At 67.2% G+C, this 23,106-nt stretch carries 24 protein-coding genes and 1 pseudogene; 20 read left to right on the top strand and 5 right to left on the bottom strand.

The annotated features are described in order from the left end of the window. Window positions 1-14 precede the first annotated feature (14 nt). Both EV580_RS03810 and EV580_RS34610 read left to right on the top strand, forming a co-directional pair. Window positions 15-863, top strand: a complete 849-nt coding sequence (locus tag EV580_RS03810) for a class I SAM-dependent methyltransferase (protein WP_133689788.1) — start codon at window positions 15-17, stop codon at window positions 861-863. A 294-nt stretch (window positions 864-1,157) separates the two neighbouring features. Beyond that, window positions 1,158-1,529: pseudogene (locus EV580_RS34610) on the top strand (PGRS repeat-containing protein); the annotation flags it as partial. 342 nt (window positions 1,530-1,871) lie between these two features. Here EV580_RS34610 and sigC read toward each other — a convergent pair. Then, entirely contained in the window at window positions 1,872-2,423 is a 552-nt protein-coding gene (gene sigC / locus EV580_RS03800) for an RNA polymerase sigma factor SigC (RefSeq protein WP_133689787.1), read from the bottom strand. Between the two features lie 134 nt (window positions 2,424-2,557). Between sigC and EV580_RS03795 the strand changes: the two genes are divergently transcribed. The 12 genes from EV580_RS03795 to EV580_RS03740 all read left to right on the top strand — a co-directional run bounded on the left by EV580_RS03795 (window position 2,558) and on the right by EV580_RS03740 (window position 13,882). After that, window positions 2,558-4,804 carry a heavy metal translocating P-type ATPase gene (locus EV580_RS03795; RefSeq protein ID WP_133689786.1) on the top strand — a complete coding sequence of 749 codons (2,247 nt, stop codon included), beginning with the start codon at window positions 2,558-2,560 and terminating at the stop codon, window positions 4,802-4,804. A gap of 19 nt (window positions 4,805-4,823) precedes the next feature. After that, window positions 4,824-5,042 carry a heavy-metal-associated domain-containing protein gene (locus tag EV580_RS03790; protein WP_133689785.1) on the top strand — a complete coding sequence of 73 codons (219 nt, stop codon included), beginning with the start codon at window positions 4,824-4,826 and terminating at the stop codon, window positions 5,040-5,042. A gap of 1 nt (window position 5,043) precedes the next feature. Beyond that, window positions 5,044-6,180 carry an SGNH/GDSL hydrolase family protein gene (locus EV580_RS03785; protein WP_133689784.1) on the top strand — a complete coding sequence of 379 codons (1,137 nt, stop codon included), beginning with the start codon at window positions 5,044-5,046 and terminating at the stop codon, window positions 6,178-6,180. Window positions 6,181-6,262: 82 nt separating this feature from the next. After that, on the top strand, window positions 6,263-7,528 hold the full coding sequence (locus EV580_RS03780) for an aromatic ring-hydroxylating oxygenase subunit alpha (protein ID WP_133689783.1): 1,266 nt from the start codon (window positions 6,263-6,265) through the stop codon (window positions 7,526-7,528). Window positions 7,529-7,532: 4 nt separating this feature from the next. Then, complete coding sequence (locus EV580_RS03775) at window positions 7,533-7,859, top strand: hypothetical protein (RefSeq protein ID WP_133689782.1); 327 nt, start codon at window positions 7,533-7,535, stop codon at window positions 7,857-7,859. Continuing rightward, window positions 7,856-9,106, top strand: coding sequence for a metal-dependent hydrolase family protein (locus EV580_RS03770; RefSeq protein WP_133689781.1), 1,251 nt, complete (start codon window positions 7,856-7,858; stop codon window positions 9,104-9,106). Before EV580_RS03775 ends, EV580_RS03770 begins: the two co-directional genes overlap by 4 nt. Then, window positions 9,103-9,561 (top strand): MarR family winged helix-turn-helix transcriptional regulator, encoded by a 459-nt coding sequence (locus EV580_RS03765; RefSeq protein ID WP_133689780.1) that lies wholly within the window; start codon window positions 9,103-9,105, stop codon window positions 9,559-9,561. Before EV580_RS03770 ends, EV580_RS03765 begins: the two co-directional genes overlap by 4 nt. Before the next feature lie 54 nt (window positions 9,562-9,615). After that, entirely contained in the window at window positions 9,616-10,635 is a 1,020-nt protein-coding gene (locus EV580_RS03760) for a ferredoxin--NADP reductase (protein ID WP_133689779.1), read from the top strand. A gap of 16 nt (window positions 10,636-10,651) precedes the next feature. Next, on the top strand, window positions 10,652-11,395 hold the full coding sequence (locus EV580_RS03755) for an SDR family NAD(P)-dependent oxidoreductase (RefSeq protein WP_133691023.1): 744 nt from the start codon (window positions 10,652-10,654) through the stop codon (window positions 11,393-11,395). Between the two features lie 27 nt (window positions 11,396-11,422). Beyond that, window positions 11,423-12,688, top strand: coding sequence for an aromatic ring-hydroxylating oxygenase subunit alpha (locus EV580_RS03750; protein ID WP_133689778.1), 1,266 nt, complete (start codon window positions 11,423-11,425; stop codon window positions 12,686-12,688). Between the two features lie 2 nt (window positions 12,689-12,690). Beyond that, the gene (locus EV580_RS03745) at window positions 12,691-13,026 is read left to right on the top strand and encodes a hypothetical protein (RefSeq protein WP_133689777.1); all 336 of its coding nucleotides are present in this window, start codon (window positions 12,691-12,693) and stop codon (window positions 13,024-13,026) included. Between the two features lie 10 nt (window positions 13,027-13,036). Continuing rightward, on the top strand, window positions 13,037-13,882 hold the full coding sequence (locus EV580_RS03740) for a TauD/TfdA dioxygenase family protein (RefSeq protein ID WP_133691022.1): 846 nt from the start codon (window positions 13,037-13,039) through the stop codon (window positions 13,880-13,882). Between the two features lie 172 nt (window positions 13,883-14,054). Here the strand turns inward: EV580_RS03740 and EV580_RS03735 are convergent, their stop codons facing one another. Then, complete coding sequence (locus EV580_RS03735; RefSeq protein WP_133689776.1) at window positions 14,055-15,962, bottom strand: cytochrome c oxidase assembly protein; 1,908 nt, start codon at window positions 15,960-15,962, stop codon at window positions 14,055-14,057. A gap of 107 nt (window positions 15,963-16,069) precedes the next feature. Here EV580_RS03735 and EV580_RS03730 point away from each other — a divergent pair, with 107 nt between their 5' ends. Then, complete coding sequence (locus tag EV580_RS03730) at window positions 16,070-16,735, top strand: DUF5134 domain-containing protein (protein WP_133689775.1); 666 nt, start codon at window positions 16,070-16,072, stop codon at window positions 16,733-16,735. Window positions 16,736-16,805: 70 nt separating this feature from the next. Here the strand turns inward: EV580_RS03730 and EV580_RS03725 are convergent, their stop codons facing one another. Further along, window positions 16,806-17,525, bottom strand: a complete 720-nt coding sequence (locus tag EV580_RS03725) for a zf-HC2 domain-containing protein (RefSeq protein ID WP_133691021.1) — start codon at window positions 17,523-17,525, stop codon at window positions 16,806-16,808. Between the two features lie 78 nt (window positions 17,526-17,603). On the opposite strand from EV580_RS03725, the gene EV580_RS03720 reads away from it, so the two are divergent. From EV580_RS03720 to EV580_RS03700, 5 genes are all read left to right on the top strand, one after another. Then, window positions 17,604-17,936, top strand: a complete 333-nt coding sequence (locus tag EV580_RS03720) for an ArsR/SmtB family transcription factor (RefSeq protein ID WP_133689774.1) — start codon at window positions 17,604-17,606, stop codon at window positions 17,934-17,936. 67 nt (window positions 17,937-18,003) lie between these two features. Beyond that, window positions 18,004-18,705, top strand: coding sequence for an energy-coupling factor ABC transporter permease (locus EV580_RS03715; protein WP_255525461.1), 702 nt, complete (start codon window positions 18,004-18,006; stop codon window positions 18,703-18,705). After that, window positions 18,702-19,058: a PDGLE domain-containing protein gene (locus tag EV580_RS03710; RefSeq protein WP_133689773.1), complete on the top strand. Its 357-nt coding sequence runs from the start codon at window positions 18,702-18,704 to the stop codon at window positions 19,056-19,058. The genes EV580_RS03715 and EV580_RS03710 overlap by 4 nt, the downstream gene beginning before the upstream one ends. A gap of 1 nt (window position 19,059) precedes the next feature. Beyond that, complete coding sequence (gene cbiQ, locus EV580_RS03705; protein WP_133689772.1) at window positions 19,060-19,836, top strand: cobalt ECF transporter T component CbiQ; 777 nt, start codon at window positions 19,060-19,062, stop codon at window positions 19,834-19,836. Further along, window positions 19,833-20,573, top strand: coding sequence for an energy-coupling factor ABC transporter ATP-binding protein (locus EV580_RS03700; RefSeq protein ID WP_133689771.1), 741 nt, complete (start codon window positions 19,833-19,835; stop codon window positions 20,571-20,573). The genes cbiQ and EV580_RS03700 overlap by 4 nt, the downstream gene beginning before the upstream one ends. Before the next feature lie 3 nt (window positions 20,574-20,576). On the opposite strand, the gene mtr is transcribed toward EV580_RS03700, so the two are convergent. Next, window positions 20,577-21,989, bottom strand: coding sequence for a mycothione reductase (gene mtr / locus EV580_RS03695; protein ID WP_133689770.1), 1,413 nt, complete (start codon window positions 21,987-21,989; stop codon window positions 20,577-20,579). 10 nt (window positions 21,990-21,999) lie between these two features. Beyond that, window positions 22,000-22,962, bottom strand: a complete 963-nt coding sequence (locus EV580_RS03690) for an alpha/beta hydrolase (RefSeq protein ID WP_133691019.1) — start codon at window positions 22,960-22,962, stop codon at window positions 22,000-22,002. Between the last annotated feature and the right edge of the window lie 144 nt (window positions 22,963-23,106).

Here is a 23,106-nt window from a genome sequence, read left to right as displayed (position 1 = left end):
AAGGAGATTGGAATATGAGTACTACACAGCAGCAAGACAATTCAACCGACCGCACACTCAAGGCGAAGCATCGGGCGCTGTGGGCCTCCGGTGACTATCCGGCCGTCGCCGCGGAGTTGATTCCGGCACTGGGACCCGAACTGGTGACGGCCGCCGGGATTCGACCCGGACAGTTGGTACTGGATGTGGCCGCGGGCTCCGGCAATGCCGCGATCCCGGCCGCCGCGGTGGGTGCAACCGTCACCGCCAGTGACCTGACCCCCGAGTTGTTCGACGCCGGGCGGCGGATCGCTACCGACCGCCGTGTCGAGCTCGAATGGGTGGAGGCCGATGCCGAGGCACTTCCGTTCGCCGACAACGGTTTCGACGTGGTGATGTCATGCCTAGGCGCGATGTTCGCACCGCACCACCAGGCCACCGCCGACGAGCTGGTGCGGGTCTGCCGGCCGGGCGGGACGATTGCGATGATCAACTGGACGCCCCAGGGATTCATCGGCCAGCTGTTCGCGACGATGAAGCCGTACGCGGCACCACTGCCACCGGGAGCTCAGCCGGCACCGTTGTGGGGCACCGAGGACCACGTGCGAGAGTTGTTCGGCGACAACGTCGTCGATCTGACGTTCCGGCGGCAGACGATCCGCATCGACCAGAGCCCGAGTCCCATCGAGTTCCGCGAATACTGGAAACGCAACTACGGTCCCACCATTGCCGTCTACGCGTTCAACCAGGACCGGCCAGAGCAAGTGGCAAATCTGGATCGGGATTTCCTGGCATTCCTCGAAACCTGGGACCAGTCAACCGATCCGGGGCGCACGAGCTACGACGCGGAGTACCTGCTCGTTACTGCGACCAAGCCGGCCTAGACCTAGAGGAGCCAATCAATGACCGTTATGCAGAAGATCGCAATGACTGCCTTCGTGACGACCGGCGTATACGTCGGGGTCGCCACCGCCCTTGCCGGTGAGGCCTCGGCCGCACCTGTGATCCCCACGCCACACGTCGTGAGTTCGACGTCGGCCACGCCGCCGCGTCTGTTCGCGGCGACCAGCGGGCCTGCATCGTTTACTCCCGGCCCCATGCTCGCCGGCCTCGCGGGCCGTCCGATCATCGGCCCGGGCGGCTGGCTGATCGGAAACGGGGTCGAGCCGGGCCAGAACGGTGGCCTGTTGATCGGTAACGGCGCAGACGGTGGCCCAGGTCAGAACGGGGGCAACGGCGGCCTGTTGTTCGGCAACGGCGGCAACGGCGGTGACGGCGTCGGAGGGCAGGCGGGGGGCAACGGCGGTCACGCCGGTCTGTTCGGCGACGGCGGTGACGGCGGTGACGGTGGCGACTCCGCAAGCAACGGTTCGTCGACCGGCGGAAAGGGCGGCAACGGCGGTAACGGCGGGATTGCGTCGGGAAACGGTGGTGTTGGTGGCGACGGCGGTGACGGGTCCAACACCGTCGGGGGAGCCACCGGCGGGGCAGGCGGCCACGGTGGCCACGCGACGATCGCCGGTTCCGGCGGCAGCGGTGGTAAGGGCGGCAGCGCAGTGACCGGCACCGGCACGTCCACCGGCGGTCGCGGGGGTAATGGCGGTCGCGGCGGTGTCACCGGTAAAGGTGGCGACGCCGGCAACGGCGGCAACGGCACGTCAACAGTCGGTACGGCCAAGGGCGGCGCCGGCGGCAATGGCGGCAACAGCGGCGTCGCCACCCGGGGCGGCAAGGGTGGTTCGGGTGGTCTCGGCAACACCAGCACGGGCACCGGTGCCGGTGGCAATGGCGGTAGGGGTGGCCACGGCGGGCTCGGAGCTCCCGGCGGTAGCGGTGGTACCGGCGGCCAAGGCAGCAGCACCAACGGCAGCAATGGCGCTGACGGGTAGAGCTCAGCCCACCTGATCGTCGCGGTGCGCGGCGGTGATCAGATCCTCACGGGCGCGTGCCACCCGGGAGCGGATCGTGCCGACCGGGCAGCCGCACACCTCGGCCGCCTCGGCGTAGGACAGGCCCAGCACCTGGGTCAGCATCAGCGCATCGCGGCGGTCGGTGTCCAGGCCGTCGAGCAGCATCCTGATCTCGATGATGTCCTCGAACCGGGCCGCGCTGGGCCGGGTGTCGAGCATCTGATCCAGGTCGATCGCCGACGCGGTGCGCGGGCGGGCTTGGTTGCGGCGGATCTGGTCGACCACCACCCGGCGGGCGATCGACATCAGCCAGGTCCGTGCCGAGGACCGGCCGGAGAACCGGGGCAGGGCGCCCAGCGCCCGCAGAAAGGTCTCCTGCGTCAGGTCGTCGGCGTAACCGGGATCACCCAGGAATGCGACCGTGCGCCAGACATCGCGTTGCGTGGCTTTGATGAACGCGTCGAGTGCGGCCGAATCGCCCCGCCCGGCAGCCAGGGCGAGCACCGTCACCTGGTCGTCGTCGCGTTCACCCACGGTCAGTGAGACTAGGGGATCACCGCGCCCGGCACATCTGGGGCCCGGTCGCGTGAGCGTATTTTGGGTGGCCGGGAACCCGACAGCCTCGGGAGCCGACTCTTTTCCGGGGCACCACTGAGCCAAGGAGGGCGATGACGACGGCATCCGTCGTGGGCGGTCCGACCGCCGACGTCGCGCACCGCGTCGAACTCGACGTCTCGGGCATGTCCTGCGCGGCGTGCGCCGCCCGGGTTGAAACCAAGCTCAACAAACTCGACGGCGTCCGCGCCTCGGTCAACTTCGCCACCCGTGTGGCCAGCGTCGACGCGCCCGAATCGATGCCTGTCGAGGATTTGTGCGCGGTGATCCGCAAGGCCGGCTACGACGCCGCCCCGCGCTCGGCATCGCCGACCGAGCCCGCCGATCCCGACGATCGTCTGGCCCGCAATCTGCTGCTCCGGCTGGCGGTTGCCGCGGTGTTGTTCGTGCCGCTGGCCGACCTGTCGGTGATGTTCGCCGTCGTCCCGAGCACCCGGTTCACCGGTTGGGAATGGGCCTTGACGGCCCTGGCCGCGCCGATCGTCACCTGGGCGGCCTGGCCGTTCCACCGGGTGGCCCTGCGCAACGCCCGCCACGGCACCGCATCCATGGAGACGCTGATCTCGGTCGGCGTGACCGCGGCCACCGTGTGGTCGCTCTACACGATCTTCTTCGGACACCACGACCGGACGGTCGACGGCATCTGGCAGGCCGTGACGGGCAGCGACGCCATCTATCTCGAAGTGGCCGCGGGCGTGACAGTGTTCATCCTGGCCGGCCGGTATTTCGAGGCCAGGGCGAAGTCGCGGGCGGGTAGCGCCCTGCGTGCCCTGGCAGCGCTGAGCGCCAAGAACGTGTCGGTGCTGCTGGCCGACGGCACCGAGATGGTGCTGCCCGCCGACGAGCTCAAGGAGCAGCAGCGGTTCGTCGTGCGCCCCGGTGAGACGATCGCGGCCGACGGTTTGGTGGTCGACGGCAGCGCCGCGATCGACATGAGCGCGATGACCGGCGAAGCCAAGCCGGCGCGCGCCCATCCGGGTGGCCCGGTGATCGGCGGGACGGTGGTGCTCGACGGGCGCCTGATCGTGGAGGCCGCCGCGGTCGGTGCCGACACCCAGTTCGCCGGCATGGTGCGCCTCGTCGAGGAAGCACAAGCCCAGAAGGCCGACGCCCAGCGACTGGCTGACCGGATCGCCGGGGTGTTCGTGCCCGCGGTGTTCGTGATCGCCGCGCTCACCGCGGCCGGGTGGCTGCTGGCCGGGGCCGACGCCGACCGGGTGTTCTCCGCGGCGCTGGCCGTGCTGGTGATCGCCTGTCCGTGCGCCTTGGGGCTGGCGACGCCGACCGCGATGATGGTGGCCTCCGGGCGCGGCGCGCAGCTGGGCATCTTCCTCAAGGGCTACCGCGCGCTGGAAGCCATCCGCGCGGTGGACACCGTGGTGTTCGACAAGACCGGCACCCTGACGACGGGGCACCTGGCGGTCACCGAGGTGACCGCCGTCGACGGCTGGCAGCGTGCCGAGATCTTGGCGCTGGCCGCCGCCGTCGAGGTGGCGTCCGAACACGCGGTTGCCGTCGCGATCGCCACCGCCACCGAGGAACGCCGCCCGGTCGAGGACTTCCGTTCCCACGCCGGCCGTGGCGTGACGGGCACGGTATCCGGCCACCGGGTCGTGATCGGGCGGCCGTCCTGGGCTGCCGGCCAGGCTTTGGTGCCCGAGTCGCTGCAGACCGCCCGTCGTAGCGGTGAATCCCGCGGCGAGACAGTCGTTTTCGTCACCATCGGCGACGAGGTCTGCGGCGCGATCGCGGTGGCCGACGCCGTCAAAGACTCCGCCGCCGATGCCGTGGCGGCGCTGCACAACCGGGGATTGCGCACCGTGCTGCTCACCGGAGACAACGCCGCTGCCGCCGGTGCGGTGGCCGCTCAGGTCGGCATCGACGAGGTCATCGCCGAGGTGCTGCCCGAAGGCAAAGTCGACGTCATCGAGCAGCTGCGCGAGCAGGGCCGGGTGGTCGCGATGGTCGGTGACGGCATCAACGACGGCCCCGCACTGGCATCGGCGGATCTCGGCCTGGCCATCGGGCGCGGCACCGACGTCGCGATCGGCGCGGCCGACATCATCCTGGTGCGCGACGATCTCGCGATCGTCCCGCAGGCACTCGACTTGGCCAAGGCCACCATGCGCACGATCAGGACCAATCTGTTCTGGGCGTTCGGCTACAACGTCGCGGCCATCCCGATCGCCGCTGCCGGTCTGCTCAATCCGCTCATCGCGGGTGCGGCGATGGCTTTCTCGTCGTTCTTCGTCGTCTCGAACAGCTTGCGGCTGCGCACCTTTGACGCCCGCAGGCGCTAGTCACCGAAAGGTAGATCCGATGTCCCAGCAGACCTTCATGGTCACCGGCCTGCATTGCCAGAGCTGCGTGCGCGTGGTGAGCGGCGCGCTCACCGCGCTGCCCGCGGTCAGTGGGGTGGAGGTCGACCTCGATGCGCAGGGTGCGTCGACCGTGCGGGTCGACACCGCCGCCGATCTCAGCGTCGAGCAGGTCCGGGCCGCACTGGCCGACGAGGGTGACTACAGCGTCGTCGGCTGACATGCTGAGCGCCCCAATTTCTTTCGAGTTCCTGCGCGGCGCAGTGCAAATCGAGCAGACGACCCACGGCCTGCTGCCACACCGGCTCCCCGAATGGGCGCGGGCACAATGCGCCGACCCCCAGCTGGCGATGGCCGAATCCCAGCCTGCCGGTTGCCGATTGGTGTTTCACACCCGGTCCACCGAGATCGAACTGGACGCGTTGCGCACCCGGCCCGCCTACGTGGGCATGCCGATGCGACCCGACGGCACCTACGACCTGCTCGTCGACGGCGAGCTGACGGCGCGGGCCAGCCTCACCGGCGGCAACGTCCTGATGAAGGATGCCGCTGCCGGGACGGAGGAACTCCTGCCCGGTGCTCCCGGCACAATTCGATTCGCCGGCCTGCCCGACAGGCGCAAGTCCGTCGAGATCTGGTTGCCCCACAACGAAATCACCGAACTGATCGCGCTGCGCAGTGACCAGCCGTTGGAGCCGAGCCCGATCACCCGGCCGGTGTGGCTGCATCACGGCAGCTCGATCAGCCACGGTTCGAACGCTGCACACCCGACCGGAACCTGGCCCGCGGTGGCCGCCGCGGCCGGCGGCGTCGAGCTGATCAACCTCGGGATGGGTGGGTCGGCGCTGCTGGACCCGTTCGTCGCCCGCACCATGCGCGACATCCCCGCCGATCTGATCAGCCTCAAGATCGGCATCAACATCGTCAACGCGGACCTGATGCGCCTGCGCGCGTTCGGCCCCGCGGTCCACGGCTTCCTCGACACCATCCGCGACGGGCACCCCGACACGCCGATCATCGTCGTCTCCGCGGTGCACTGTCCGATCCACGAGGACACGCCCGGACCGCTGGTTCCCGACTTCAGTGGGGGAGTGATGGCCTTCATGGCCACCGGGGACCCGGCCGAGGTGCGGGCGGGCAAGCTCACCCTGCGGGTGATTCGCGACGAGCTCGCCCGCATCGTCACCCAGCGGGCGGCCACCGATCCGAACCTGCGCTATGTCAACGGCCTGGACCTCTACGGTCCCGCGGACTTCGCCGAATTCCCGCTGGCCGACCGGCTGCATCCCGGTCCGCAGGCCCACGAGCTCATCGGCCAGCGCTTCGCCGCGGTGATCCGCGAGGCCGTCTTGGGCTGATTACGGCCGGGCAATATCAACTACTTGTTATTCTGCTGGGGCAGCCTTACCGTCGATCGTCTACGAGTCGAAGGAGCAGACGTTGCCTCGCTTCCCCAAGCCGGCCGAAGGCAGTTGGACCGAGCACTACCCCGAACTGGGTACCGCGCCGGTCTCCTACGAGGATTCCATCAGCCCGGAATTCTACGAACTGGAACGCAATGCGGTCTTCAAGCGGGCCTGGCTGAATGTCGGCCGGGTGGAACAGATTCCGCGTACCGGGAACTACTTCACCAAGGAACTCAAGGTCGTCAACACCTCGATCATCGTGGTGCGCAACCGCGACGGCAAGGTGAACGCCTTCCACAACATCTGCAGGCACCGCGGCAACAAGCTGGTCTGGGACGACGATCCGCGGGCCGAAAGCTCAGGAACCTGCCGTCAATTCGTGTGCAAGTACCACGCCTGGCGCTATGACCTGGACGGCAACCTCACCTTCGTCCAGCAGGAGGAGGAGTTCTTCGACCTGGACAAGAACCGCTACGGGTTGGTCCCGGTGCATTGCGACGTCTGGGAAGGCTTCATCTTCGTCAACTTCGCTCCCGAACCCGAGCAGTCGCTGCGCGAGTTCCTCGGACCGATGGTCACCGGCCTGGAGGGGTATCCGTTCGGCGAACTGACTCAACGCTGGTATTACCGCTCCGAGGTCAAAGCGAACTGGAAGCTGTACCTGGATGCGTTCCAGGAGTTCTATCACGCACCGGTTTTGCACGCGAACCAGTCGCCGACCAAGTATTCGAAGGCCGCGGCGGAAGCCGGGTTCGAGGCGCCGCACTACCAGCTCGACGGGCCGCACCGGCTGGTCAGCACCTCAGGTGTGCGGGTCTGGGAGATGGACGCCGAGATGCGCAAGCCGATCGAAGACATCTGCCGCAGTGGACTTTTCGGCCCCTGGGACGGACCCGACCTCGGCGAGATGCCCATAGGGCTCAACCCCGCCAAGTGTGAGCCGTGGGGGCTGGACTCGTTTCAGCTCTTCCCTAACTTCGTCATCCTGATCTGGGGTATGGGGTGGTACCTGACCTACCACTATTGGCCGACCTCGCATAACACCCACATCTTCGAGGGGTCGGCGTACTTCCCGCCGCCCCGCACTCCCCGCGAACGCATCGCGCAGGAACTGGCGGCGGCGTCGTTCAAGGAATACGGCCTGCAGGACGCCAACACCCTGGAGGCCACCCAGATGATGGTGGAGTCGGGCTACGTCGACCGGTTCCCGCTCAACGACCAGGAGGTGCTGTTGCGCCACCTGCACAAGGAGACCGCGAACTGGGTCGAGGATTACCAGAGCAAGAAAGCCGGGGTGTGACCCGATGCCCATGTTGCCAACGGAATTCGCCGATCTCGAAGAGTTCACCGACTGGTGCCTGCCCACCGAGACGCAGCGCTATGACAAACGGCTGGCCAGCACGATGACCGAGATGCAAGCGTTCTACGACGCCATCACCCCACGTGCCGAAGAGGCAATCGCGTTCTGCGACAAGTTCTCTCTGGACGACCTGCCCGAGGACGTGCTGAACCTGATGCGGCTGCTGTACTCGATGATCATCGTGTCGTTCCCGGTGGAGTGCTGGAAACAGCCGAAGGTTCCCGACACCGGCTCCGTCAGCCTCGACTGCGTCTCCGAACCGGTGCCATGACCGTTGTTCTGAAGGCCGCACGCTGGGCCGATATCGAGGCCGGACAGGTCCGGTCGCCCGCGGTGGTCGTCGTCGACGGGGACCGCATCACCGCGGTGAATCCGGCTGAACCACTGCCGGATTCGGCTACTTTCATCGATCTCGGCGACGTCACTCTGCTGCCGGGCCTGATGGACATGGAACTCAACCTGCTCATCGGCGGACCGGGCGGCCCCGACGGGCTACCCAGCCCCATGCACGGGGTGCAGGACGATCCCGCCTACCGGACGCTGCGGGGAGCAGTGAACGCGCGCACCACGCTGGAGGCCGGGTTCACCACGGTCCGCAACCTCGGCCTGATGGTCAAGACCGGCGGCTATCTCCTCGACGTCGCGCTGCAACGCGCGATCGAGGCGGGCTGGCACATCGGGCCGCGGATCTATCCGGCCGGGCATGCGGTGACACCCTATGGCGGACATCTGGATCCGACGGTGTTCCAGCGCCTGGCGCCGGGCATCATGCCGCTGAGCGTGGCCGAGGGCATCGCCAACGGGGTGCCCGATGTGCAGGCCTGTGTGCGGTATCAGATCCGGCACGGCGCCAAGCTGATCAAGGTGTCGGCGTCCGGTGGCGTGATGTCGCACAGCACCTCGCCGGGTTCGCAACAGTTCTCCGACGCCGAGTTCGTTGCGATCGCCGACGAGGCCCACCGGGCCGGTCTTCGTGTTGCCGCACATGCGGTGGGGGACAGCGCGATCCAGGCCTGCATCCGCGCCGGTATCGACTGCATCGAACACGGCTTCCTAGCCTCCGACGAGACCATTCAGATGATGGTCGACCACGGCACCTTCCTGGTCTCCACCACCTATCTGACCGAGGCGATGGCCGTCGACCGGATCGCTCCGGAACTGCGCCGCAAGGCCGAAGAGGTGTTCCCCAAGGCCAAGGCCATGCTGCCCAAGGCGATCGCGGCGGGGGTGAAGATCGCGTGCGGCAGCGACGCCCCGGCGATCCCGCACGGCCAGCAGGCCAAGGAGATCTGCGCGCTGGTGGATCGGGGCATGACTCCGATGCAAGCGCTGCGCGCCGCCACGATCACCAGTGCCGACCTGATCGACGAAGCCGACGATCTCGGGCGCCTGGCTCCGGGCTTCCTTGCCGATATCATCGCCGTACCCGGAGATCCCTCCACGGACATCACGACGACCCTGGACGTGCGATTCGTCATGAAGGGCGGCGAGATCTACAAACAGGCGGCAGCGGTATGAAGAACGGGCACGAGAACCTCCTCTGGCTGCTCAAGCAGGCTTTTCACTACTCCGGACATACGGTCAACGAGGCGATGAGCAAGCACGGTGTGACCAGTGCCCAGACCGGTCTGCTGCGCCAGCTCGCCGATGAACCCGGATTGTCCGGAGCCGAGCTGGGCCGCCGGTTGCTGATCAGCCCGCAGGGTGCGCAACTGGCGTTGGCCACGCTGGAGAAAAACGGCCTCATCGAACGCAAACCCGACCCGGAACACGGCCGCATCCAGCGCGCCTACCTCACCGAAAAGGGCCGGCGCACGGTCGTCGCGGCCAATGCCGACGCCGTGATCGCCCACGACGAGCTGTTCTCGGTGCTGACCGCCGAGGAGCGAAAGACGTTGGCCGAGTTGCTGATCCGGATCGTTGTACAGGGCCACGGGGAGGTCTCGTTCACCCTGCACCCGGACGCCGACTGACAAATATGGCAAGTGCTTGATACTAATGACAAGTACTTGATATTGTTGCCCGCGATGGGAACGACAAACAGCACCGACGGAGTCGTCCGGCTCCGGATTTCCGATGTGCAGTCCGAGACCGCCGATTGTGTCTCGCTGGCCTTCGACGTGCCTTCGGACCATCAGGATCGCTTCCGCTACGCGGCCGGCCAGTACCTGACGTTGCGGGTGACGGTCGCGGGCGTCGAGCACCGGCGCTGCTATTCGATGTCGTCGTCGCCGGTGCTGGCCGAACCCCTCCGGATCACCGTCAAGCGCGACCCGGGCGGGGTGGTGTCGAACTGGATCAACGACACTGTCGTCGCCGGGGCCGAGATCCACGCCGAAGCGCCGCAAGGCCGATTCGTGTTGGACTCGTCGGGACGCGACATCGTGGCATTCGCGGGTGGCAGTGGCATCACGCCGGTGTTCTCGCTGATCCGCACGGCGCTGGCCAGCACTCCGCGGCGGGTTCGGCTGTTCTATGCCAACCGCAGCGCGGATTCGGTGATCTTCGACGAGCCGTTGCGCCGGCTGGTCGAGGACTACGGCGATCGTGTCACGGTGCACCATCACCTCGACAGCGATCGTGGTGTGGTCACCGCCGAGACCCTCGAGCAGTTCCTCGCCGGCGGGAACGCCGAGTATTTCGTTTGCGGCCCAACACCATTCATGGACGCCGTGCAGGCCACTCTCCACCAGTCCGCAGTGCCGTCCGACCGGGTGCACCTCGAGCGGTTCGTGGCCGTCACACCCGATCCGGTGCCCACCGGGGCGGAGGTCACCGAAGAGGTGATCATCGAACTCGACCGGCGGACCACCACAACGCAGTACCGGGCCGGCAACACGTTGTTGCAGACGGCCCGGATGGCCGGCCTGAAGGCGCCCTCGTCCTGCGAAACCGGCTCGTGCGGAACGTGTATCGCGCAGCTGACCGACGGCGCGGCGCGCATGCTCAACAACAATGCGCTCACCGACGACGAAGTGGCCGACGGCCTGGTGCTGACCTGCCAGGCGCTGCCCACCACCAAGACCGTTCGGATCATCTATGAGTAGCAGGCGGGAGTCGGCGATGGGTCGGGTGGCGGTGGTGACCGGCGGCGGATCCGGTATGGGTGAGGCGACGTGCCACGAGCTGGGCCGCCGGGGCCATCAGGTCGCCGTCCTCGACCTCAATGAGGCTGCGGCCCAACGGGTCGCCGACGACCTGCGTGCCGAGGGGGCGACGGCGATCGGGGTCGGCGCCGACGTGACCGACCGGCCGGCGATGGAGGACGCTTTCGCCAAGGTCCGTTCCGAGCTCGGGCCGACGACGATCCTCGTCACCAGCGCCGGACTGTTCGGCTATTCGCCGTTCGACGAACTGACCATCGAGGCGTGGGACAGGGTGATCGCCGTCAACCTGACCGGGACGTTTCACGCCTGCCAGCTGGCGCTGCCCGACATGGTGGCCGCGGGCTGGGGCCGCATCGTGATGATCTCCTCGTCGAGTGCCCAGCGCGGTTCGCCGGTGATGGCGCACTATGCCGCGGCCAAGGGCGGGGTGTTGAGCCTGACCAAATCGCTGGCCCGTGAGTACGCCGCGCGGGGCATCACGGTCAACAACATTCCGCCATCGGGTATCGAAACGCCCATGCAGCACGAGCAGCAGGCTGCCGGAATCCTGCCGCCCAACGAAACGATCGCCAGCCATATCCCGGTGGGGCACTTGGGTACCGGCGACGATATCGCCGCTGCCGTCGGCTTCCTCACCTCCAACGAGGCCGGTTTCATCACAGGTCAGGTCATCGGCGTCAACGGCGGCTCAGTCATCTAGTCAGCTCCACATCAGCAGGAGGTTCCCATGGCAGTCACCTGGCCCAAGCCCCCGGAGGGCAGCTGGACCGAGCACTACCCCGAGCTGGGCACCGGCCCGATCTCGTTCCGGGACTCCACCTCGCCGGAGTTCTACAAGCTCGAAGGCGAGGCCATCTTCAAGCGGGCCTGGCTCAATATCGGCCGGGTCGAGGAACTGCCCCGGGTGGGAAGCTATTTCACCAAGGAGATCGAGGTCGCCCGGGCCTCGGTCATCGTGGTCAAAGGCAAGGACGAGACGATTCGGGCCTTCCACAACATCTGCCGCCATCGCGGAAACAAGCTGATGTGGAACGACTTTCCCACCGAAGAGGTCCGCGGGAACTGCCGGCAGTTCACCTGTAAGTACCACGGCTGGCGCTACGGCCTGGACGGGACACTGAACTTCGTCCAGCAGGAGTCGGAGTTCTTCGACTTCGACCATGCCGACTTCGGGCTCAGTCCGGTGCACTGCGACATATGGAGCGGGTTCATCTTCATCAACCTCGACCGTGAACCCCGGCAGACATTGCGGGAATTCCTGGGGCCCATGGTGACTGCGCTCGACGGCTATCCGTTCGACAAGCTCACCGAACGCTACGAATGGGTGGCCGACAACAACAGCAACTGGAAGATCTTCGCCGACGCCTTTCAAGAGTATTACCACGTGCCATCCTTGCACCCGCAGCAGGTGCCGCCGGAGGTTCGAGTTCCGGGCGCCGGCTTCACGTGTGCCCACTTCCAGCTCGACGGGCCGCACCGGGTGGTGTCGACGGCGGGAACCCGGCGCTGGCTCCTGCCTGCCGAGTACATGTATCCGATTGAGCTCGCCACCCAGAGTGGTCTCGTTGGACCTTGGCGCACACCGGATATCGGCGAGCTGCCTGCCGGCCTGAATCCCGGCAACATCGAACCGTGGGGCATCTCGAACTTCCAGATCTTCCCCAACATCGAGATCCTGATCTACGGCGGCTGGTACCTGCTCTATCGTTACTGGCCGACATCGCACAACACCCACCGGTTCGAAGCCTTCACCTACTTCAGTCCGGCACGCACCGTCCGCGAGCGCATCGAGCACGAGGTTGCGTCGGTCGTGCTCAAGGAATTCGCCCTGCAGGACGCGGGCATGCTGGGTGGCACTCAGGCCGCTCTGGAAACCGGGGTGATCGACGAGTTCCCGCTCAACGATCAGGAGATCTTGGTCCGGCACCTGCACAAGGCTGTCGTCGACTGGGTTGAGGACTATCAGCGCGAAACCACTGGGGTAGGGGTGTAGGCATGTCAGAAGCGTTGTTGCCCAGTGCCTTTGCCGAACTCGAGGAGTTCGCCCCGATTTGGTGCCTGCCGACCGAGACGCAGCGGTGGGACCGGCGGGTGAACAGCACGATGGCCGAGATGGAGCAGTTCTACGCCGCGTTCTTCCCACGGCTGGAAGAGGCTATCGAGTACTGCGACAAGTTCTCGCTGGACGAGCTGCCGCAGGACGCGACCAACCTGCTGTACCTGATCTACTCGCTGATCATGGTGGCCATGTCGGTCGAGATCATGCACCAGCCCAGACCTGTCGACGCATGCGACGCCGTGATGACCCGTATCAGCGAACCGAGACCCTAGGCGGATGACGATGAGCCTGCTGACCATCACCAAACTAACCGACACGGTTGGCGCCGAGGTGACCGGCGTGAGTAGCGACCAACTCGGCACCGACAACGCCCTGGCCGCCGCCGTGCTGGAGGCCTTGGAGGACAACGGAGTTCTGGTGTTCCCGGCTCTGTTCCTGACGCCGGAAGCTCAGGTGGCGTTCTGCTCCCGGCTCGGCGAGGTGGACTACTCCTCGGACGGCCGGCACCCGGTCTCCGGGATCTACCCGATCACCATGGACAAGACCAAGAACGCCAGCGCCAACTACCTGCGGGCCGCGTTCCTGTGGCACATCGACGGCTGCACGCCGATGAACGACGAATGCCCGCAGATGGCGACGATCCTGTCGGCCAAGCAGGTGGCCGACGAGGGTGGGGAGACCGACTTCGCCAGCGCCTACACCGCATACGAGATGCTGAGCGACGACGACAAACAGCGCGTGGATTCACTGCGTGTGGTGCACTCCCTGGAGGCCTCACAGCGCAAGACCACGCCCGATCCGTCACCAGAAGACCTGGCCCGCTGGCGTTCTCGTCCCACCCACGAGAACCCACTGGTCTGGACGCATCGCAGCGGACGCAAGTCACTGGTGCTCGGGGCCTCCGCCGACTACATCGTCGGCATGGACGTCGAGGAAGGCCGGGCCGTTCTCGACGAACTACTGCAGAAGGCCACCGGCCCCGACAACGTCTACAGCCACACCTGGTCGGTCGGGGACACCGTCATCTGGGACAACCGCGGGGTGCTCCACCGCGCCGGGCAGTACGCCGACGACTCGGGCCGATTGATGTTGCGCACCACGGTCTTGGGTGACGAACCCATCGAGTGAATAGGGTTGTGTATCAACTACTTCGGTTGGCAGAGTATGGCAAGGCCGGTCGCGAGCCACCACCTTGATCTCAAGGCTCGTTGATGTGCTGCATCGACTCAGTCGCCCGCGCCCGGCCTGTCGTCGCCAACCTAACACATGTCCATCTGTTCAACCAGACTGATATTTTGGGTCAGCGGCGGTTCTTGGCCAGCTCGGCCAGCATCGCGTTATAGGCGTCGAGATCGTCGTCGTAGTGGGCGTCGGCGTGCCGATCGGTACGCGCTGCGGTCCGCCGGTCCTGGCGGGCCCACTGCACCACCAGCGCCACCACCACCACGATGATCGGCAGCTCGCTGGACCCCCAGGCGATCGCCCCGCCGAGATGCTGGTCGTCGGTCAAGCTGCTCAGCCACGGCAGGTGAAGGCTGCGATAGAACGAGCCGCCGAGCACCGAAGTCATGGTCATCGTGGCGATTCCGAAGAACGCGTGGAACGGCATCACCGCGAACAGCAGTCCCAGGCGGCCGATGAACGGGAGGCGCTTGGGGCCGGGATCGATTCCGATGATGCCCCAGAAGAACAGGTATCCGGTGATCAGGAAATGCAGGGACATGAACTCATGGCCCCAGTGGTAGCGCACCAGCGTGTCGAATATCGGCGTGAAGTACACGGCGTACAGAGAACCGACAAACAGCACGAAAGCCGTTGCGGGATGGGACAGGAAGCGCGACACCGGCGAATGCACCAGCCACAGCAGCCATTCCCTCGGTCCCGGCGGGTTCCCCGCGCCCGCGGTGGGTAATGCCCGCAAGGCCAGCGTGATCGGCGCACCCAGAACGAGGAAGACCGGGATGAACATGTTCAGCGCCATGTGCTCGCCCATGTGCACGCTGAACATCGCCGACCCGTAGGCGCGGACGCCCGATCCGGTGGTGAACAACAAGGCCGCACAACCGAACAGCCACGCCACCAGCCGACCGGGCGGCCAGCTGTCGCCCCGGCGCCGCAACCGGACCACCCCGACCACGTACGCACCGGCCAGCACCAGGGCCGCTATGCCGATCAAGACATCGAAGCGCCAGGCCGTCAGCAGCCGAAGAACATTCGGGGGATCAGGTAGCTGGTAGCCGAGGAACACATCCCACGCGGTGAAGCGGTGGGCCAGCAGTCGCGGTGCGGTCTGCACGGCCATGGCCGAAACGGCGGCAACGGCCACAATCGCGGCCGACGACGCGACCGCCGCGCGCTTCACGAGCATGCTGCCGAGCACTGCCACCCCGGCCAGCAGCCCCAGCCGTCCGTAGTCGGAGCCGGTCACCCCCGCCGGCGTGGCCAACAACACCAGCAGTGCCGCGCCGTACAGCAGCGCCACCCCGCCGGCGGCAACCTCGATCATCCGAACCCGCCGTCGCAGTTGGGCTTTCGGCGGGGCGATCGCGGCGCTGATCTGCACTCCCGCCAGCACCGCCAGGGCCAGCGCGAACACGATGACGGCACTGGTCCCGTAGTCGTGGTCGGGGCCCTGGCCGGCATTGCCGCTCACCGGCAGCGCGATCACCCCGATCAGCGTCGGGATCACCAGCACGGCATGCCACACCCAGCGCAGCGTGAGCCGCAACCCCACGGTGACCAAGGCAGCCACCGCTGCGACAACGACCCACCCACGCGCCATTTCCGAAGCGCCGAGCGCACTTCCGATACCGCCACCGCCGATCAGTCGGGTCAGCGGAACCCCGGCGGCGTTGGCGCATTGGATCAGCACCATCGCCAGAGCGCTCACCAACCACAGTGGCGCCAGGCGTTCGGCGAGCAGGTGCACGCGGAATGAGGCGGCGTCGAGCACCCCGCGATCGTCGGGCTCGGCGGTGACGACGACGAAGATCAGGGCGCCCAGGCAGATCGCGGCGGCCAGGGTGGCGGTGAAGTAGCCGACGATCTCGGCGATGCTGGTGGCCGCTCCCGGGTACGAATCGCCGTTCGCGGTGAAGCGCCGATCACCGGAGGCCGCGGCATAGCCGACCAGGGCGGCGACCATGACGAGGTAGCCGCCGAGGATCCATCGACCCGTCGGCCGGGGTGCTGCCTGGGTCGACTCCATCAGCGAGAGTCTACGACTGGCCGTCGTAGTCGAGTCGCCGCGGTGGGAACTTTCTGGTGCGATGGATCGACCAATGCTCAGGCGCGACCGAAGGGAGGAACAGACCGGTGATCGCTGATCTCGCGCTGCGATGGTTCGTCACCATCTTGTTCGTCCTTGCCGCAGTGGAGTGCCTGTATGCGCTCGTGGCCGGCAATCGGCGACCGGCGGCCATCGTCGGTCAGCTGCTGCACATCGTGATGGCGGTGGCGATGGCGGTGATGGCCTGGCCATGGGGTGCCGCGCTGCCGACCGTCGCTCCGATGGTGTTCTTCCTGCTGGCGACCGGCTGGTTCGTCGGCGTGACAGCAAGCCCGCTGGGCGCCGGCCACCGGATCGCCGGCTCGTACCACGCGCTGATGATGCTCGCGATGGCCTGGATGTACGCGGTGATGAACGGACGACTGCTGCCCGGCCAGGCGTCGTATGCGGGGGACGCCGTCGCCACCCCGGCCACTGGTCATGGCGGGCACGCGGGCATGAACATGCCGGGCATGGATATGTCGGGGCCGGACGCCACCGTCACCGACCACGGCGGCGGGTACCCGGCCTACATCGACACGGTCAATTGGGTGTGCACCGTGGGCTTCGCCGTCGCCACCGCCTACTGGCTCTACCGGTACCTGGCCGTGCGGATGAGCGGTGCGCCCGCCGACGCGGGCCAGCCACTCGGGATTCTGTGCCAGTCGATGATGGCCGCCGGTATGGCGATCATGTTCGGCGTGATGCTGTAGCGCCGAGATCGACGTTTTGTCGCGATCTACTCGAAGTTCTTGTGCGAAATGTCGGTTTGGGCGAGGGGAGTCAGGCAGCCGAGCCGTCGGTGGGGTAGAGGTGCCCGCGCCGACGGCCGCGAGAGGCGTTGTCGGGCAACACCACATCGGCGGTGACCGGCGCGGCATCCGACCGGGGCTGCGGCCCGGAACTTCCGGTGGTGCGCCAGACCAGCAGGGCCAGGATCGTGCCGGCCAGCACCGGCAGGTGCGACAGGACCCGGTCGAGGCTCACCGCGCCGGCCAGCGCGTCGCTGACGACATAGCCGGCGAGGATTCCGGTGAAGACTGTCAGCACGCCGGCCAGGCCGGCCGCCGCGGTCGGCCGCGCCGCGGCGACGACCATGATCACGCCCAAGGCCGCCGACCATGCCGTCGACTCGTTGAGCAGGTGACCGCCCATCATCGCGTGGTGGGCGGCCGCCGAGGTTCCGACATTGACACCGAAGGCCTGAGCACCCGCCAGCGCGACCTGCATCAGCCCGACGACGGCCAGCGTCGCGCGCAGCCAGGTGCGCGACGACGGGAACCGCCGTGTCGGCGCCGGCCGGTCACCGGGCGCGGCGACGGCCGCCACCTGCGACCGGCCGGCCAGTCGCCGCAGCTGCTGGGTCTGCTCGACGGCTTGGGCGTACCAGGCGCGGCAGGGGTCACAGGTGGCGAGATGCTCGTCGACCCGGGCCGCGGGAACGGGTTCGCGTTCGCCGTCGATCCGGGCTGACAACGCCTCCTGGGCGACATCGCAGTCCACGGTGCAATAGTCGCGTACGCGGCCCGGATTGTTCCAGCGTCCCGAGCTCAATGTCGGTCCTGGGCTAGATTCCTAGTCATGGACGGGCCGGGAGACGAGGGCAAGGTCGTGCTTGCCTCCTCCGCGCTGGCCGATGTCGACATCCACGGCTGGACCCAGCGCTTCGACCTGCTGTCCGACCCGCACCGGCTGGAGATCCTGCTCGGCCTGCACCGGGCGCCCGGTATCTGCGTCGGGGACCTCGCCGCGGCCGTCGGCCGCTCCGAAAACGCTGTCTCCCAGGCCCTGCGGGTGCTCCGTCAGCAGGGCTGGGTGACCTCGACGCGGGTGGGCCGGCAGGCCAGCTACCGCCTCGAGGACCACACCGTGCACGACCTTCTGCACTGGATCGGTGCCGCCCACACGGAGTGAGCTGGTCGGTTCATTCGAATATCTGTACAGGTAGACAGATGTCGCCTGCGCGCCTAGGGTTCGAGGCATGTCGAGCGTCCAGATCACGGCCATGCACATGAGTGACGGCCTGGTCAACGCACCCACCTCGGTGGTCTTCGGGATTCTGGCGATCGCCGTTGTGGCGTTTTGCGGCTGGCGGGCGCGTACCGAACTCGACGAGCGCACGGTCCCGCTGGCCGGCCTGGTTGCTGCGTTCATCTTCGCGGTCCAGATGATCAACTTCCCGATCCTTCCCGGGGTCAGTGGCCACCTTCTGGGCGGCGCGCTCGCCGCGATCCTGGTCGGCCCCTTCACCGGCGTGCTGTGCATCACGATCGTGCTGGTCGTCCAGTCGCTGTTGTTCGCCGACGGCGGGGTCACCGCGCTCGGCATGAACATCACCAACATGGCGCTGATCGGCGTGACCGCGGGTTATTCGGCCGCCCTGGTCCTGTACTCCGTGGTGCGACGGCGTCGCGCCGGATCGGTGCCGGCGCTGGGGGTCGTTGGCTTCCTGGCGGCGCTGATCGGAACCGTCTGTGCCTCAATGGGATTCGTCGTCGAATATGCGATCGGCGGCGCCGCGTCGACGTCGCTGAGTACCGTGGCGGCCTACATGCTTGGCACACACGTGCTCATCGGAATCGGGGAGGGCGTGATCACCGCAGTGACCGTGATGGCCGTCGCCCGGTCCCGTCCCGACCTCGTATACCTGCTGCGCCGCGACCGCGAGGCGGTGGCGGCATGAGCGCGCAGACGGTGACCCGGCGCTGGCAGTTCTGGGCGGCCTTCGGCATCGCGATCCTGCTGATCGCCGGCGTGGTGTCCTATTTCGCCAGTTCGAGCCCGGACGGCTTGGACTCGGCGACGTTGCAGGGCTGCCAGGTGGTGCAGACCGCGCACGGCGAAGAGCTGACCGGCAGCTGCATCGCCCAGCACGCGACCCAGCACGCCATGTCGACCTCGCCCTTGGCCGACTACACGATCTTCGGGCACCCCGCGACCAACGGGCCGGCCGGCATCATCGGCGCCGTCGTCGTGCTGGCCATCGCCTTCGGCGCGTTCTGGTTGATCGCGCGCACCCGTCGCACCAAGGGCTGAGATGGGCGCCGGACATTCCCACCCGTTGTATCGGGACGGCGAATCGGTGGTGCACCGCGCGCCGGCGGAGGTCAAGATCGCCGGTCTGGTGCTCTTCGTCCTCGCGGTGGTGGCCACCCCGCGCGAAATGATCTGGCCGTTCGCGGTCTACACCGTGATTGTGCTGGTGGTATGGCGAGTGGCGGCTATCCCGCTGCGCTGGATTCTGCCGCGGATGCTCATCGAAGCGCCGTTCATCGTGCTGGCCGTACTGCTGCCGTTCGCCGAGGGCGGTGCGCGCGTTCAGGTCGCGGGCCTGCAGCTGTCGGTGACCGGGCTGTGGGCCGCGTGGGGGATCGTCGTCAAGGGCACGCTGGGCGTGGCCGCCTCGCTGACCGTCGCCGCGACGACGTCGGCGCGCGAACTGCCGCTGGCGCTGAGCCGGCTCGGGATGCCGGGCCTGGTGACCTCGATGCTGGTGCTGATGATCCGCTACATCGACCTGCTGTCGGCCGAAGTGAGCCGGATGCGGATGGCGCGGATCTCCCGCGGCGATTCCCCGCGCGCCATCCACCAGATCGGCGCGACCGCCAAAGGTGTTGGTGCCCTGTTCCTTCGGTCCTATGAGCGCGGTGAACGCGTCTACCTGGCGATGACGTCGCGCGGCTTCGACGGCAAGGTTCCCGAGCTGGCGATCGTCGGTGCCGGGCCACGTGCGTCGGGCGCGCAGTGGGTGTACGCGCTGATGCCTGCGGTGGCGGCGGCCACGGTGGCGGCCTGCGCGTGGGTGCTGCGATGACCGCGCCGGCGATCCGCGTCGAGGGCCTGCGCTACCGCTATCCCGACGGCCGCAGTGCGCTCGACGGCGTCGATCTGTCCATCGCCCCCGGTGAGCGGGTGGCCATCCTCGGGCCCAACGGGGCGGGCAAGACCACGCTCATGCTGCACCTCAACGGTGTTCTGACCGCGACGTCGGGTGCGGTCGAGATCAGTGGAATCCCGTTGACCCGCAAGACCCTTCGCGATATCCGGCGCCGGGTCGGGCTGGTGTTCCAGGATCCCGACGACCAGCTGTTCATGCCGACGGTGGCCCAGGACGTCGCATTCGGCCCGGCCAACTTCGGCGTGACCGGCGACGAGCTGGCTGCCAGGGTGGCCGCCGCGCTGGACGTGGTGTCGATGACGGAGCATGCCGACCGCAGTCCCGCGCACCTGTCCGGCGGTCAGCGCAGGCGCGCGGCGCTGGCCACCGTATTGGCCTGCGAGCCGGAAATTCTGGTGCTCGACGAACCGTCGGCCAACCTCGATCCGGTGGCGCGCCGCGAACTGGCGCAGACGCTGGCGACGTTGTCGGCCACGATGGTGATCGTCACCCACGATCTGCCATATGCGGCCCAGCTGTGCGACCGGGCCATCGTCTTGGACGCCGGCGTGGTGGTGGCCGACGACACCGTCACCGCGGTGCTCTCCGACAGTGATCTGCTGGCCGCACACCGGCTCGAATTGCCCTGGGGCTTCGTCGTTCCCGCGCGCTAACCGTCAATGTCGCCGGGACGGTGGCCAGCGCGGCTCACCGCACAACGCCAGCAGTGCGTTCTCGATCAGCTCGGGCAAAGCCGGATGGATCCAGTACTGGCCGCGGGCCATGTCCTGGCCGGCCAGCCCGAAACTCATCGCCTGGATCAGCGGCTGAATCAGCGACGACGCCTGGTGGCCCATGATGTGCGCGCCCAGGATCTTTCCGGTGTCCGCCTCGACGATGATCTTCGCGATGCCGGTGGTGTCTTCCATCGCCCAGCCGTAGGCCACGTCGGCGTAGTCCTGCACCTTGACCTTGATGTCGTAACCGGCTGCGCGAGCCTCGTTTTCGGTCAGTCCGACGCAGGCGATCTGCGGATCGGTGAACACCGCCGACGGCACGAAGCGGTGATCCGAGGGCATCAGATAGTCGGTGTCGTCCCAGTCCTGCAGCAGGTTGTTTCGGACCACCCGGGCCTCGTGGTTGGCGACGTGCTTGAGCTGATAGGACGACGAGACGTCACCGAGTGCGAAAATGTTGCGCGCGGTGGTCCGCTGGAACTCGTCGACCACGACCAGGCCGTTCTCGTCCATCTCGACGCCGGCCAGATCCAGGTCCATCAGATCGCCGTTGGGAATCCGGCCGGTGGCCACCAGCACGGTGTCGGCCGAGACCGACGAACCGTCATCGAGTTCGACGACCACCTGCGATCCCTCGTGGTGTGCGCCGATCATGTTGCGGTGGCTGCGAATTTCCCACTTCTTGGCGGCGATGTCGGTGAACCGCTCGCAGATCGTGTCGTCGCAGTGTGACAGCATGCCGCCGCCGCGGATGACGATGGTTACCCGAGATCCCAACGCGGAGAACACGTGCGCGAACTCGGCGGCGACGAATCCGCCACCGATGATCACCAGATGCTCGGGCAACTCGGGGATGCGCATGATCGTGTCACTGGTGTGGACCTGTACGCCACAACCCGCGATCGCCTCGGGGATCATCGCCCGTGCGCCCGCGGCGATCACCACCTGCTCGGCGGTGAGCTCGTCGCCGGCCTCGGTACGCAGCTGATAGCCGGCCTCGCTGCGGCCGGTGAAGCGGGTATGGCTGTCGTAGACAGTCACATTCGGCGACGACCGCCGGTAGTGCTCGCCGCCGATTGCCAGCGGATCGATGCGGCCGAAAACCCGCGAGACGATATCGTTCCACCGCACCCCGTCGATGTGTGCGTCGACGCCGTAGCGCGCCGATTCGCGCACGGTCTGGGCCACCTCGGCGGCGTAGACGAACATCTTGGTGGGGATGCATCCCACGTTCAAACAGGTGCCGCCGAACACGCCCCGCTCACAGATCGCCACCTTCTTGCCTGCGTAGCGCTCGTCCAGAATCGAATTGCCCGAGCCGGTGCCGATGATCGCAATATCGAAGTGCTGCAACAAAATCCCCTTAACCGCGACCCGCGGCCGACGAGGCCGACCCCAGATGCGCACGATAGAAATCCAGCCAGGTGTCCAATTCGCGATAGGACTCCGACCGAGGGCCCTCCAACGACAGGAACACGTCGTGTTTGGCGTCCCGGACCGGAACGATGGTGGTGCGGTTGCCGATACAGCCGGCCCAGCGCGCGATCTGGGTGACGTCGAGCACGGCGTCACCGCGCTGCATGCCGGCCGCGTCGGCGCTCTCGGTCACGCTGTGATCCGAACGCAGGATCAGGTTGGGCACACCGACATCCAGACCGCGGTGCAGGGTGGCGTGGCCGCGGCGGATGGCGTGGATCCAGCCGAAGGTCACCGGGAAGCCGCCGAGCGGCTTCCACACCAGGTTGTAGTCGAACTCGCCGTGGTAGTCGCGGTGCAGCGTCAGTCCGTAGCCGCCCTTGCTGGTGCCGCGCACCACCCTGGTCTTGCGCACCCGCGACATCGCGCCGATCGCCGTCGACGTCAGCCTGGTCCGCAGGATTGCCGGTCCGTGCAAGTCCAGCCACGGGCTGTTGAGCACCAGCCCGCCCAGTGACAGCGCGGCCGTCGCGTTGCGGCGACGCACCCGGTTCAGCCACAGCGACACGATCAGCCCGCCGGCCGAATGCCCGTACACCAGGATCGTGGTGCCGGGGTTCTCGGTGGCGATGACCGCCACCGCGCGCTCCAGCTCACGGTCGTACCGCGCCAGGTCGGTGGTGAAGTGCGGGGTTTGACCCTCCCGCCACGATCGGCCGCACTTGTGTTGGTCCAGCGCGTAGAACCGGAACCCGGCCGCCGCGAAGTGATCGGCGAGGTCGGTATTGAAGAAATAGTCGGTGAATCCGTGCACCGCCAGGACGGTGTGCGCGGCCGGAGTGCCCTCGGCGCGGCGCACCAGAGTGGCGAACAGATCGCCTTCACCATCGGGATCCGGCCCCAACGCCATGGTGGCCTGTTGGTAGCCGGTAAGGACATCGTCGGCCCATTCGGCCCGAGCTGCCGTCACACGCCATACCCTAGCCGGGTGTGGCGCTGGCTACATCGGGGTGTGGTGCTGGCGACTCTGAAGAATAAGTGGGTATCGGGCGGG

Source organism: Mycobacterium sp. BK086 (assembly GCA_004362315.1).
Classification (GTDB): domain Bacteria; phylum Actinomycetota; class Actinomycetes; order Mycobacteriales; family Mycobacteriaceae; genus Mycobacterium.
The sequence above is the reverse complement of the archived record's forward strand: the minus strand, read 5'-3'. Positions and strand labels throughout refer to the sequence as shown.